Below are 14,148 nucleotides of genomic sequence, written 5' to 3' on the forward strand. Positions count from 1 at the left end.
TTTATCTCAATTTCAGGGTTACGATGGAAACAACTGCCAGCAATACGGCTACAATCCAGAAACGCGATACAATCTTTGCTTCGTGCAGTCCCAATTTCTGGTAATGGTGGTGCAGCGGTGCCATTTTAAAGATCCGCCTGCCCTCTCCGAATTTCCGTTTGGTGTATTTGAAATAACCGACCTGCAGCATCACGGACAGGTTTTCAATTAAGAATACTCCACACAATACCGGGATCAACAATTCTTTTCGGATGGCAATCGCAAAAACAGCAATAATACCACCCAACGCCAAGCTTCCCGTATCTCCCATGAAAACCTGTGCCGGGTAGGAATTGTACCACAAAAAGCCGATACACGCTCCGACAAATGCGGAAATGAAAATTACCATTTCTTCCGCATGCGGAATGTACATCACATTGAGGTAGTCGGCAAATTTGACGTGGGAGCTCACATAGGCCAGTACCGCCAGCGCAATACCGATAATTGCCGATGTTCCTGTCGCCAAACCATCCAATCCGTCGGTCATATTTGCTCCGTTGGAAACAGCTGTTACAATGAAAATCACAATCGGGATGAAGATCAGCCACCCGTACGGAGAACTTCCGTTTTCACCCAACAGCCAGTTGTAGTTGAATTCATTTCCTTTGATGAACGGAATGGTTGTCGTCATGTGATCCGCTTCAATCCACATTGTTCCATCGTCTGTATCTGAGTGCATGTGCGAAACAACACGCTCATCATCCTGAATCTCGTAATCTGCCGTTACTTTTTTGTGCACTTTCACGTCATCGGAAAAGTATAGCATGCAACCGATGATGATTCCGACTCCGACCTGTCCGACAATTTTAAAGCGTCCGGCTAATCCTTCTTTGTTCTTTCTGAACACTTTGATATAGTCATCCAGGAATCCGATTGTTCCCAGCCAGATTGTCGCCACAAGCATTGTGATCACATAAATGTTGTCCAGCTTCGCAAACAAAAGCGTCGGGATGAAAATCGCACTCAGGATGATAATTCCACCCATTGTCGGCGTTCCTGATTTTTCCATCTGTCCCTGCAATCCCAGGTCGCGTACCGTTTCTCCGATTTGCTGTTTGCGCAACAGGTTAATGATACGCTTTCCGAAGAACACAGAAACGATCAACGATGTGATCAACGCCATCGCTGCTCTGAATGAAATGTAATCAAACAACCCTGCTCCCGGGAAGTTCAACTCGTCTAAATAATTAAATAAATAGTACAACATACTTTTTTATAATTATGAATTTTGGATTTTGAATTTTGAATGGTACAAAATTCAGTATTCATCATTCAGTATTTAATTTCACATCATTTGTTCAAACAATTCCAGTGCGATCTGCCGGTCGTCAAAGTCGTATTTAATTCCGTTGATCTCCTGGTATTTTTCATGTCCTTTCCCGGCAATCAGGATGATATCTCCTTTTTCTGCCATGGAAATTGCTGTTTTTATAGCCTGTTTTCTGTCTACCACCGAAATGGTTTTCTTGAAGTGGTATCCCGGAACTCCTGCATTCATTTCTTCAATGATTTGGTTTGGATCTTCCGAACGCGGATTATCCGATGTCAGGATCACCTTGTCGCTCAATTCACATGCAATGCGCGCCATTTCCGGACGTTTTGCTTTGTCACGGTCTCCGCCGCAACCTACAATCGTGTAAAGTGTTTCGTTCTTTGTACGGATATTCGCAATGGTCTTCAGTACATTTTCCAACGCGTCCGGTGTGTGTGCATAATCAATGATCGCTACTACTCCACTTTCGGATATAAAATATTGGAAGCGGCCTTCCACCGATTCCAACGAGCTTAACACACGTAACACTTCTTCCTCTTCTTCCCCCAACAAGATGCTCACGGCATAAGCTGTCAACAAGTTGTACGCGTTGAAGTCACCTACCAGTCGCGACCATACTTCTTTTCCATTGATATTCAGCACCAGTCCGGAAAATTGATTTTCCAACACTTTCACTTTATAATCCGCGGGAGATTTCATCGCATAAGTCACCACCTTCGCTCGCGTATTTTGTATCATTACACGCCCGTTTTTATCGTCTATATTCGTCAATGCGAAAGCCGTCACCGGCAATTCATCGAAGAAGCGTTTTTTCACATCCAGGTACTCTTTGAATGTGTTGTGATAGTCCAGGTGATCGTGTGTAATATTGGTAAACACGCCTCCTGCGAACTCCAGTCCCGCAATGCGGTATTGGTGGATCGCGTGTGAACTCACTTCCATGAAACAGTACTCGCAATTTGCATCTACCATTTGCGCCAGCAGTGCATTCAATGCGATCGGGTCCGGTGTTGTATGTGTCGACGGAATGGTTTCCGCTCCGATTTTATTTACTACAGTAGATAACAGTCCTGTTTTGTATCCCAATTGCATGAACAGGTTGTACAATAACGTGGTAGTCGTGGTTTTTCCGTTTGTTCCGGTAATTCCAACCAATTTCAACTGGCGGGAAGGTTCTCCGTAAAAATTGCTTGCAACGATTCCTGTTGCTTTGTGGGAATTTTCCGTCACAATCAATGTAACACCTTCCGGAACAGCCACTTCTTTTTCTGCAATGATGACCCTACATCCCTGTTCGATGACCTTCGCGATGAAATCATGTCCGTCGAAACGGGTTCCTGCAACGGCAAAAAACAGGCTTCCCGCTCCCGCATTCCGGGAGTCAAGTGTCAATGCTTCAACAGTCACCTCTGTGGAACCAATGACCTTTTGCAAGGAAATGCCGTAAACGATATCTCTGACTACTTTTTCCATTATTTTAAGGTTAACACCACTGTATTGTTACTCACTTTTGTTCCTGCGGGAATGGATTGTGTTACCACTGCTCCGTATCCGATTACTTTCGCCCGCATTCCTGTTTTTTCGATGAGGAACACGGCATCTTTCGCACTCATTCCCACCACATTCGGCACCGTTTTATCACCGATGTAGCGCGGTTCCAGATCGATGCTTTTTTCCTGCTTCGTCGTGCTCAGCCATTCACCGTCATTGTGGATTGTATGCGGCACTTTAAATGTTCGGAGTACTTTTTCCAAATCTGTTCGGTTTCCGTCTTTTGAAACAGGCGCTTCTTCCAAGCGTTGTTTCTTTTCGTTGATTGCTTCGTGGTACTTCAAGGTTGAAGCATACACTTTATTGGCAATCGCGGAGAATACCGTTCCGGATACCCGCGCACCGTAGATGTCTGATTTCGGTTCTGAAATAACCACGATACAGGAATACATCGGTTCATCTGCCGGGAAATAACCGACAAACGACGCCTGGTATTTATAACTTCCTTTGTCTCCGTACGTATTGTCTGCATTCAGAATCCGCGCTGTACCTGTTTTCCCGGCAATAGAGAAATAGGAAGATTTCAACGCCCGCCCCGTTCCGTTGATCATTACTCCTTCCAAACACGATTTCAAGGTTCGGATTGTTGATTCCTTGCAAATGCGTTCACGCAATACAATCGGTTCAAACTTCTTAATCACTTCCTGTCCGCGCCGGATTTCCTGCACAAATTGCGGCTTCACAAATTTCCCGTTGTTTGCAACGGCATTGTAAAACGCCAGTGTCTGCAATGGCGTTTGCTGCACTTCATACCCAACTGCCATCCACGGAAGGGAAATCCCAGACCAGTTGGGGTGGCTCGGATAATACATGGTCGGTTTTACTTCTCCTTTGATATCCAATCCCAATGAATCTGCCAATCCGAAGCTTCTCAGCCGGTTGACAAACGATTCCTTGTTTCCTTTGTAAGCATTGTGTACGATCTTGGTAAACACATTCGACGATTTTTCAAATGCCTGCTTGATCGTAATTTTCCCATACCCTCCGTCGTGGTCTGTCATCACATTGTTGTAGAAATGGTATTCTCCGGACGCATTCACCTCATCCGTGATGTTCACTTTTCCATCTTCGAGCAATGCCATCAATGAAGCAAGTTTGAACGTAGAGCCCGGTACTTCTTTTGTTCCGATTGCATGGTTGAATGTTTCGTAATAATTACCATCCGATGCTTTTGTCAGAGAAGCAATTGCTTTCACAAAACCGGTTTTTACATCCATCACAATCACAGATCCATGCTTGGCATCCTGGTTGCGCAGCTGTCGTTCCAATTCCGTGTGCGCCACTTCCTGAATTTCCAGGTCTATGGACGTTACTACATTTGCCCCTTCAACCGATTCACGGATGATCTGACCGGTTTTCTTCCATCCGTTACCATATTTCTGCTCAATCTCTTCTCCGTATTCTCCTGCCAGGTAATCGTTGAATGCCCCTTCAATTCCTACCCGTAATTCTCCCGCTTTTCGATCCGGTGCGCGGTAATATCCCAGTGTTCTTTTGAGTAATTCCCCGTGCGGACGTTTACGGACAATGGTTTCTTCCGAGTCAATCAAACCACCTTTCAGCCGTCCTTTATTGAAAATCGGCAGGTTGGCCAGTTCTTTTTTCTCTTCGATGGTTGCTTTTCGCTTGATCAGCAGGTACCTCTTTTTTGATGACCGTGCAGAGCGGATGTAACGTTCCCATTCACTTGCAGAACGCGTCGGGTACATTTCCGACAATCCTTGTGACAACTCATTGATTCCTTCATCAAACAGTTTTTGATCAATCACGGTAGGATCCATGTGAATGTCGTAGAACGAAACCGAAGTAATCATCGGGTTGTAATTCGCATCCAGAATTTCTCCTCTTCTCGGAATGCGCTTTACGGTCCGCGTCGGCATTTTTTCCTGTACGCCGTCATTGGTAGTGAACACCTCCGAACGTCCTTCAAACTGAAGCATAATGGTTTTAACCACGACAACAATCATGATGATGACAAAACTGAAATAAATCAGGTAAGCACGCAGATATATGGATTTGTTGTCTTTCACTTTTTTCTTTTTACGGGTAGAAATGAATTCCACCCTTGTTTTATCGGTCGTCCCGGGACTTTGTTTTTTTGTTTTACTTACTTTATCTTTATCGATAGGAAAAATTCCTATCTATCTTTGTTTTTTCTCTTTAATTCGTATCACTTTTGTCGGGTTTACCGTTTCCTTCAACCCTCTGCTTTCTAATTTTTCCACCAGCACCTGGCGGCGTGTATCTTCTTCCAGTTTTGCTTTTGCTTCCACATATTCCGCCATCACTTCATCCAGTTCTTTTTGCGTCGTCTCCACATCTTTTGACAACTGCTTTCCGTAATATCCTTTTCCCACAATCAGCAACAAGAGGAAGATCAGAAAGAAGATAAAATTGAGGTTGTTCAGTACAAATTCTTTTGTTAAAAAATCCCCGTTCAGAATTTGCGTCAGAGCACGGGAGGTTTTTCCACGTTCGGCTGTTGCCTTTTTCTTCGTGGCTTTCCGTGGTTTTTCTTTCACCACTTCCGGTTCCGGCTTTTTTACAAATTCATTGTCCATTTCCCGCAATAACTACTTTGACAGCACAACGTATAAAAAGTCCGGTCCGCCGATGGTTGAAATTCCGTCAATCACAAACCCTTCTTTTTTCCATTTATTGATTTCCAACTGAACGATTTTCGTATTCGCGATTGCTACTTCTTTCCTGTTTTTCAAGGTCCGTGTTTCCATCGGCACCTCGTAGGTATTGCTTCCATCCGGAGGAGTCACCAGCAGTGAGAAGGCTACATCTGTGTTTTTCATCTCCCCAAACACCTGTATAATAACCGTGTTCGGTTCCGTATTCTGAGCTTTCACATCTGAAAAACCGATTGCTATCATTGCAATGGCTGTAAGCACTAATAGTTGTACGTTTTTCATTGTTCTTGTTTTTAGTTGTTTCTTCTGTCTTTTGTCGCTTTCCTTTCGTTCAGCCACACGAGGCCGCTCACTTTTTTACGTGCTGCTCTTTCCGAAGTGCGATTCTCAACTTTGCACTTCGTGCACGTGAGTTTCGTTCACACTCTTCTTCCGTCGGAACAATCGGGTGGCGCACGACCTCATCAAACGGTTTAAGCACATTTCCGAAGAAATCCTTTTCAATCTCTCCTTCCAGGTTTCCGCGTTTCATGTAATTTTTCACCAACCGGTCTTCCAAAGAATGATAAGACATCACCACCAGTCTTCCTCCTGGCTTCAATACATTTGCCGTTTGTGTTAAAAAACGTTCCAGCACATCCATTTCCTGGTTCACCTCAATACGAATCGCCTGGAATACCTGTGCAAAAAACTTATGGTCTTTGAATTTCGGCGCACACTTCTCAAGGGCTGTCATCAAATCCTGTGTCGTCTTGATAGAATTTGACTCTCTTTTGGAGACAATTGTCTGCGCAACGTTACGGGCGTTTTTCAATTCGCCGTAATTGCGAAAAATACGAATCAACTCCCCTTCTTCGTATTCGTTTACAATCCTCTCTGCCGTCAACTCCCCATTTTGGTTCATCCGCATATCCAACGGTGCATTTCCACGAATGGAAAAACCACGGTCTTCCTCGTCAAACTGGTGAGACGAAACCCCCAGATCAGCAAGAATACCATCCACCTCTTTGATTCCTAACAGGCGTAAATGATTTTGAAGAAATGCGAAATTAGCCGCTACGAAATGAAAATTAGGGGCTTCCCATGCATTGTTTTTCGCATCCGGATCCTGGTCAAACACGACCAATTTTCCTTTGGGACTCAATTGCTCAAAAATAGCACGGGAATGTCCTCCACCGCCAAATGTCACATCAACGTACACTCCGTCAGGATTGATATTCAACCCCTCCAAACATTCGGCAAGCATTACCGGGACATGGTATATTTTATTCGATTCCGTCATTTAAATCTCCCATTACTTCATCCGCCAAATCAGCGAAGTCCACCATGTTCTCTTCAATAAGAGCGAAGTATTTAGCTTTATCCCAGATTTCAATGCGGTCATTGTATGCAATGAGCATAACGTCCTGTTTGATTCCCACCCGTTCCACATGCGTTGAAGGAATTAACACCCTTCCAGCATTGTCCAGAGAAACTTGTTTTGCTCCCTGGTGAAACAAACGGTAAAACATTCGGTTTTTCGGCTTAAACAAGTTCATTTTCGACAGCTTCTCACTGATTCTCTCCCACTCCACGAGCGGATACAACGTAAGACAGTCTTCAAATCCTTTGTTCAGCATGAAATCATTTGGGGATACAGGAGGAAGCTGCTTCCGTAAACCTGCCGGAAACAAGAAACGCCCTTTGGCGTCCAACTTCACTTCATATTCTCCTACTAATCCTGCCATGATGCAAATAATGGGTAAAAATAATGACTATTTACCACTTTTTACCACCAAAATAGTAATTGTTGATAACTATTAACGTAACAATGGAATAAAAGTTTCATTGAATTATCAAAAAAATATTGAAAAATAAAGGATTTAGTAAGTTTTTAAATTAGTGGTAAAAAGTGGTAATTGTTGAAAAACGATTTCTTTTTACACACAAAAAAAGCGGCCATTTATAGGACCGCTTGCCGGATAATTATTTCATTACACCACTGTAACACCCTGGTTTTATTTCGAAATATCACAGAAGGCACACCAAATTTCCGTTTGAATGCTTGTATGAAACGTTGAACAAATTCATACCCGCAACAAGAAGTAATTTCACTAAATGAACAATCGCTTCCCAACACCATTTTTGACTTCCTCCAACCAGAGTTCATAGAGGTAATTGTATCCCTGGGAGTGGTAGATTTCCCGCAACTATTCAGCCACTGATTTTATCCGGATCAATTGTTCCAAACTTCCCGCAGGTGTTTATCAGCCACTCCTTCAAACAACCGATTATTCTGTGACTAAAGAGATCTAATAAGCGCTATTTAATGAGAAAAATAGCAATAAAACCCCGGGAATTAATAAACAAATTCCCGGGGTTTGTTTTCAGAAGCAGTCTGGTATACCTCAATTACATTTTCGCAAGTTTTCCATAATAGGAAATTTGTGAGTTTGTTAGTATCAGCCGGCAAGTATACGTTCCCGGTGACAGATGACCTATTTCAAAAGCATAATTTTCGCCTTTTCGGATTGTGATATTGAGATGTGTCTCCATTAACTGTCCGGTATATGAATACACTTGCAGTGTGGCATTTTCAACCGATTGATTCAGTTTTAGATACACTTGTTCTTTTGACGGATTCGGGAAAATCTGTAAATCCTCATCTATTTCTACTGTTTCTATTGACGTCGAACCCGTCTGCACTTCATCTTCTAATGAAATTACTGTACTTTTATATCCGTATTGATCACATTCACTACCTGTCGTCATTTTTGCATGAAATAATGCACCTGGCTTCACATGAAAATCGGGTTTAAGGTTTATTTCACTCAATGCATGGTAGCTTACATTTGCGGTAGTGGTATTTCCACTTACGTTATTTAAAACCGCTGAAGACTCGATTTTTTCCGCAAACTGCCTTAACGGGTTCGCTACGCTTCCCAATCCCAAAAAAGGATAGTAACTTCCTTGCGGAATATTCAAATTCTCAATAGACTGATAGGAAACCTGATTTCCATCCTGCATAAAGTTGATTTTATACAAATTGTAAAGTAGCATATAATCCAGCCCTGCTCTGTGACCATGAAATTTATCGAAAGCATCATTCATATCAGGACTATTCACATGATTAGCATAGACAAAAAAACGATTCCACCCATTCCAATTGACTGCATAATTTGATACTCCATAATTATAGCTTCCTTCACAGGGGTATGAGTTCAACATGCTTTCAACATCGTCTTTTTGTCCTACAAGAAAGGTATTAAACGCTGAATTATCCGGAAAAAGAGCATTATTTAAAAGTGTGTATATAGGCCAGCGTACATTAGAGTTATGGCATAAGGTCGAAAGTTCTAACAACGAATTGTTTTTCCCTGTTAAGGTTCGGGCGTACATATTACTGATTGCAACCAATGCAGCTTCTTTTGTGTCATTATCCTGATAGTTTTTATTGGGTGCAGTGAAATTTGAAACCAGAAAAAAGCTGGCATTAAATGCCTGATAAGCTCCCCCTTCCGGTAAGGTGAAAAATGTAGGGGCGGCTGTATTGTGGATTGGTTGGACAATAGGATCTCCATGGAAATTTTTACCGTGTACGACTGTGTTTCCCAACACAGCAAATGGATAGGCATATATACTCATATCGGCCCCTCTGGCCACTTTCGGGGCCCCACTCAAATGAGGGTTGGCAATGGTATAGGGAAGTTGAGTCCCATTTGAGCCGGATGCGGCATATCCGAGAATCCTGCTCAATTGTGTTTGCGCACGATTGTTAAGATTTAAACCATTGTAGGTAACAGAGGCCGGGATAAAATGATGAATGCATTTAAGGCCCATAAATAAGAAAACCAATTGATCCTGACTTTCTTCTGCACCATAATACTCTCTACGTGTCCAGCCGGCCGGATCGTCATATAATGTTGAGTAACAACCTGAAGAACTACGAATGCAATCAACATCTTTCAATTTACTGAAATATTCGCATGGGACATCATCCCGCACCAGAAAACCATCCAACGTATTACTGGCAGGTAAGTATTTTTTGTTGACCGGGTCATACAATAGCTCTGTGATTTGTTGATAACCTAGCGTATAAGGATCATTACTGGTCTCCGTATCCTCCCAACGTTTAATATCCTTCGGCAAATAACCATTGGGGTAATTGTACCAGGAAAACATGGGACCACTTACTGCATCTAATCGATCTACCGTTTGTAAGGCATAATAAATCTCTTCCAATGTTCCTTCTGTTGGCTGATTATTGGCAACCAACAAGTGATATTCTGTTGCCAGCACCGCCATATACCAGCCTAGCTTTATAAGCCCATCGCCATGATACAGATAACGGGCTTCCGGGTGATATTTATTATATTCTCCTGCCGGAATCATATCTCCGGGTTCATTTCCCACATGCAAAAAATTCTCTTTGAGACGTTTTCTGGTCATCCAATATTTTTGTTGGTAATAATAATCCGGTGGAATATTCAGTTGGGCATGGGCTTCTACTCCCAGATATAAACAAAGCAGGAACAAAGCGAGTATTTTTCTATATGTATGTTGTATCATAATCGTAAAAATTAAAAAGTGAAAACCAAATCTCGTTTTACATCTATTCTTTTTCTCTCAACTGCTGTTCAAGAGCAGCTATTTTTTTGTTCTGCTCAATCACATACAGTGTCAATTGCTCTACTTTACGCAATAAGAGATCATCCATCTGACCAATGGTGTATCCGTTCTCTTTAAATTCCTGTGCACTTGGAACTTCCGGAAGGTGCTTGTGTGTTTTTACATAGTTTTCTACCGCATCGAGTGACATCAATTCGTAATCTTCTTCAAATACAAAATCACTGTTCGGTACATCTACGATTACTTTCACTTCTTCACACAATATTCCTCCGTTTACTGCCAGTCGGTACCCTTGTGTATGCTGCTTACCAGAAGTGTAGCCTGTATAAAATCCGATTCCAACATTTCCACTTGATTCAATAACGAGTGGTGACCAACTTACATTATCCCAATTTCTAAAATAAAGATTACTTCTAAAATCTGCATATACATTACCAATGTCTTCATTGGCACTTATTCTGAAGTTACTGACGGTACTTCCATCCCCTAATGAAATCCAACGGTTATTTCCTTTTTTTACTTTAATCGCACCTTCAGTTACGACATCACTGAAGGTAGTGATCACACCGGTACTTCCACTAATTGTAATTCTGTTTACTCCTCCTGTCTGAAGTGATAAATCAGAAGACCCAAATCCTGCAAAGACACCTCCGATTACTTGTACCGGCTTGTTAAATACAAAACCAGGTCTGTCCGTATAGATGTGTCCCCACAGAGTATTTTGAGCACCGACATCTATGTATCCGTTTCCGGAATTGATTCGCAATGCACCTCCGCCGGCATTTCCACGGACGGCTCCGTTGATATGTAATTTTTCAGCGGGAGAAGATACACCAATTCCGACATTGGCATTAGATGATACTCCAATACCTGAAGTAGATCCTGGTACATAAAGGGTTTGAGAAGTGGCTTCTGTCGCACATAGCAACAGCAAACCAAACGTTAACTGAAATCGCATAAAGGTTGTAATTTTAAATAGTAATTCATTTTTCATTCAAAAGTCGTGTCATCTACTTTCATGTACAAGCTGGTTTGTATATGTAATTCGTTTAACTATATAAGTGCACCAGTTTTCTGTATAGCCGTGAAAACACATACTGCTTCCTGTTTTTGTTTTTCAGGAGAAATTCCGCCCGAATTTTATTTCCTGTATATTTGTGGCAGATACAATCATTGGTGAAACGCATTCTGTTTATTCAAACCGCATTTTTAGGGGATGTGATCCTGGCAACCGCAGCTATTGCGGAAGCAAAGCGTTTATTTTCCGATTCAGAAATAGATGTGGTAGTGAAGAAAGGAAATGAATCACTGCTGGAAAACAATCCGAAGATCAACCAGGTAATTGTCTTTGACAAAGCAAATGGAAAGTTCAAAGAAATTTTTCGGTTGAGAAAGATCTTCAGCACACGCCATTACGACATTGTTTTTAATTTCCACCGGTTTGGAAGTTCAGGAATTTTAACGCTGCTGTCGGGAGCCAAAAAGAAATACGGGTTCCGGAAAAATCCCTTTTCATTTGCCTTTACCAAACGGTTTGAGCATGAAATCGGGAACGGAACACACGAAGTAGCCCGCAACCTTCAATTATTAAAAGAATTCGGCGCACGATCACTTGTCCGCCCTGAGTTACACCCTTCTGACAGTGCATGGAAAAAGACCCGTCCTTTCAAATCAAACCAGTATTACTGCCTTGCACCCGCTTCGGTCTGGTTTACCAAACAATTGCCCGAACACAAATGGATTGAATTGATTCATCGACTGGGGGCAACACACACGATTTACCTGATTGGTGCGCCCGGAGACCATGCATTATGCGAACGCATCAAAGAAGCATCACAGCAATACAATGTGGTGAATCTGGCAGGTCAGTTAAGCCTCCTCGATTCTGCAGCACTGATGAGAGATGCTATCCGCAATTTTGTCAATGATTCGGGGCCGTTGCACATTGCTTCCGCAATGAATGCTCCTGTAACTGCATTCTTTTGTTCAACTGTACCTGAATTTGGTTTCGGTCCGTTGTCTGAAGATCGTGTAATTCTTGAAGTTCAGGGACTGGATTGTCGCCCGTGTGGCTTACACGGACACAGGGCATGCCCGCAAGGACATTTTAAATGCGGGGAAATTGATTTAGCCACCATTTCCCCGCATCTTTCATAAGCCGTATAGTAATTGTTATAATTTATCCAATGCCTGTCGCATATCGGAGATAATATCTTCGTAGTATTCCACTCCAACTGAAACCCGGATTAATTTTTCGGTTATGGACATGGCGTTTTTAATGTCCTGCGGAACATCTGCATGTGTCATTGAGTACGGATGTTCTGCCAGGCTTTCCGTTCCTCCCAGGCTTACCGCCAGTTTGATCAACTGCAGGTTGTCCAGGAACGCGAATGCTTCTTTTTCCCCTCCTTTTACGTCAAAAGCAATCATTGCTCCGCTGGAAAGGTATTGTTTTCTGTAAATTTCTTTTTCCCGTTCGGTTCCTGTTTCTCCGATAAAACCAAGGAAATATACTTTTTCCACTTTCGGGTGATTTCTCAGGTAGCGGGCTACTTCAACCGCATTTCGCGCCTGTTGTTCCATTCGCACCTTCAATGTTTCGAGGCTTCGCATCAGCATCCACCCGGTGAATGGTGCCGCCATATTCCCCATGAATGTACGCAGCCCTTTTACACGCGCAATGTGTGCCTTGCTCCCCAAACATGCTCCGGCAATCACATCCGAATGACCACCGATGTATTTCGTCGCGGAATACAATACCAAATCAGCTCCGTGTTTCAACGGATGTTGCCAGATCGGCCCCATGTAGGTATTGTCAACGGAAAGAATCACTTCTTTATCAGCAGTAGAAAATGTGCGTTTGATTTCAGCACACATTTCAATATCGATCAGCGCATTCGTTGGGTTGGCTGGTGTTTCAATATGGATCATTGCCAACCGGTCTGCCCTCCCCGATTGATTGATTTTTTCAATGATCTCTTCCCTGGAATCCTCCGGACTAAACCCGACTGATTCGATGTTGAGCTTCTTCAAAAAGTTGTTGATAAAGTGATCTGTTCCTCCATAAACAGGGCGGGAATACAGCAATAAATCACCCGGCTGCATGAATTCCATCATTGCTGTTGCAATGGCAGACATTCCACTTTCAAAAATGGCACAATCTTCTGCTTTATCCCACAAACACAAGCGGTTTTCTAAAATTTCCAGGTCGGGATTATTCAACCGGCTGTAGATCAACCCCAACTCTTCTCCCTGTCTCGCCTCACTCAATCCGTAAGCCACTTCAAAGAAACGCTTGCCTTCCATTGCCGAATTGAACACGAATGTGGACGTTTGGAAAATCGGACATTTTAACGATCCTTCTGATAATTTCGGTTTGTACCCGTAGGTCATCATCAAACTTTCGGGACGCATCTTTGTATAATCCATCTTTATTTTCTTTTATTTTTATTAAATATAGATAATTCAACCTATCTATTCAATATAAAAGAATATTTAACTAATTAAATGTATATTTTTAGTTATTTTTACTATTCATACTTATTTAAAGCAATGGAAAAAGAATTTTTATCGGGCAATTTTCAGTTAGATGAGACAGATCACAAAATTCTGGAATTACTAAAACAGAATGCAAAACTGGGAACAAAGGAAATTGCCGCCCAGGTCGGACTCACCGTGACACCTACCTATGAACGCATCCGAAGGATGGAAAAACGGGGTGTAATCCGGTCTTACATAGCAGTAATCGATAAAAAGAAGCAAGGATTTACATTACACGTATTGTGTAATGTACAGTTAAAATCGCATGCTGCCGACTACCTGGATGAATTTGAACAAGCGATCGTGCAATTAGCTGAAGTAACGGACTGTTACCACATTGCAGGTAATTTTGATTACCTGCTCAAGATCAACATCCGTGATATGGACAGTTATGCAGTATTTGTAAAGGAAAAACTGGCCGTGATTCCGCACATTGCAACGGTACAGAGTTCATTTGTAATGCGGACGTTGAAGGAGGAGTATTGAGGATTTTGAATA

The 14,148-nt window shown here is 42.4% G+C and carries 12 protein-coding genes; 2 read left to right on the forward strand and 10 right to left on the reverse strand.

The window, feature by feature from the left end; translation table 11 throughout:
• Position 1 precedes the first annotated feature (1 nt).
• The 9 genes from mraY to H9Y05_RS14540 form a co-directional block, all read right to left on the reverse strand.
• Positions 2-1,246 carry a phospho-N-acetylmuramoyl-pentapeptide-transferase gene (mraY, locus tag H9Y05_RS14500; protein WP_216714695.1) on the reverse strand — a complete coding sequence of 415 codons (1,245 nt, stop codon included), beginning with the start codon at positions 1,244-1,246 and terminating at the stop codon, positions 2-4.
• 78 nt (positions 1,247-1,324) lie between these two features.
• Positions 1,325-2,785 carry a UDP-N-acetylmuramoyl-L-alanyl-D-glutamate--2,6-diaminopimelate ligase gene (locus H9Y05_RS14505; protein ID WP_216714696.1) on the reverse strand — a complete coding sequence of 487 codons (1,461 nt, stop codon included), beginning with the start codon at positions 2,783-2,785 and terminating at the stop codon, positions 1,325-1,327.
• Entirely contained in the window at positions 2,785-4,926 is a 2,142-nt protein-coding gene (locus H9Y05_RS14510) for a penicillin-binding protein (protein WP_216714697.1), read from the reverse strand. Before H9Y05_RS14510 ends, H9Y05_RS14505 begins: the two co-directional genes overlap by 1 nt.
• Positions 4,927-5,004: 78 nt before the next feature.
• A complete protein-coding gene (locus tag H9Y05_RS14515; protein ID WP_163489977.1) occupies positions 5,005-5,424 on the reverse strand; it encodes an FtsL-like putative cell division protein in 420 nt (139 codons plus the stop codon).
• A 12-nt stretch (positions 5,425-5,436) separates the two neighbouring features.
• Positions 5,437-5,784, reverse strand: a complete 348-nt coding sequence (locus tag H9Y05_RS14520; RefSeq protein ID WP_163489976.1) for a hypothetical protein — start codon at positions 5,782-5,784, stop codon at positions 5,437-5,439.
• Between the two features lie 67 nt (positions 5,785-5,851).
• A complete protein-coding gene (gene rsmH / locus H9Y05_RS14525) occupies positions 5,852-6,784 on the reverse strand; it encodes a 16S rRNA (cytosine(1402)-N(4))-methyltransferase RsmH (protein ID WP_216714698.1) in 933 nt (310 codons plus the stop codon).
• Complete coding sequence (mraZ, locus tag H9Y05_RS14530) at positions 6,768-7,229, reverse strand: division/cell wall cluster transcriptional repressor MraZ (RefSeq protein WP_163489974.1); 462 nt, start codon at positions 7,227-7,229, stop codon at positions 6,768-6,770. The genes rsmH and mraZ overlap by 17 nt, the downstream gene beginning before the upstream one ends.
• 664 nt (positions 7,230-7,893) lie before the next feature.
• Positions 7,894-10,050 carry a 3-coathanger stack domain-containing protein gene (locus tag H9Y05_RS14535; RefSeq protein WP_216714699.1) on the reverse strand — a complete coding sequence of 719 codons (2,157 nt, stop codon included), beginning with the start codon at positions 10,048-10,050 and terminating at the stop codon, positions 7,894-7,896.
• A gap of 43 nt (positions 10,051-10,093) precedes the next feature.
• Positions 10,094-11,068: a hypothetical protein gene (locus tag H9Y05_RS14540; protein WP_216714700.1), complete on the reverse strand. Its 975-nt coding sequence runs from the start codon at positions 11,066-11,068 to the stop codon at positions 10,094-10,096.
• Between the two features lie 218 nt (positions 11,069-11,286).
• Between H9Y05_RS14540 and H9Y05_RS14545 the strand changes: the two genes are divergently transcribed.
• Positions 11,287-12,267, forward strand: a complete 981-nt coding sequence (locus H9Y05_RS14545) for a glycosyltransferase family 9 protein (protein WP_216714701.1) — start codon at positions 11,287-11,289, stop codon at positions 12,265-12,267.
• 15 nt (positions 12,268-12,282) lie between these two features.
• Here the strand turns inward: H9Y05_RS14545 and H9Y05_RS14550 are convergent, their stop codons facing one another.
• Positions 12,283-13,539, reverse strand: a complete 1,257-nt coding sequence (locus H9Y05_RS14550) for a cystathionine gamma-synthase family protein (RefSeq protein ID WP_216714702.1) — start codon at positions 13,537-13,539, stop codon at positions 12,283-12,285.
• Between the two features lie 123 nt (positions 13,540-13,662).
• Here H9Y05_RS14550 and H9Y05_RS14555 point away from each other — a divergent pair, with 123 nt between their 5' ends.
• Positions 13,663-14,136 carry an Lrp/AsnC family transcriptional regulator gene (locus H9Y05_RS14555; protein WP_163489962.1) on the forward strand — a complete coding sequence of 158 codons (474 nt, stop codon included), beginning with the start codon at positions 13,663-13,665 and terminating at the stop codon, positions 14,134-14,136.
• The last annotated feature ends 12 nt before the right edge of the window (positions 14,137-14,148 follow it).

Origin of the sequence: Taishania pollutisoli (assembly GCF_014518315.1) — a bacterium.
In the GTDB taxonomy this organism is placed as follows: Bacteria; Bacteroidota; Bacteroidia; order Flavobacteriales_D; family Crocinitomicaceae; genus Taishania; species Taishania pollutisoli.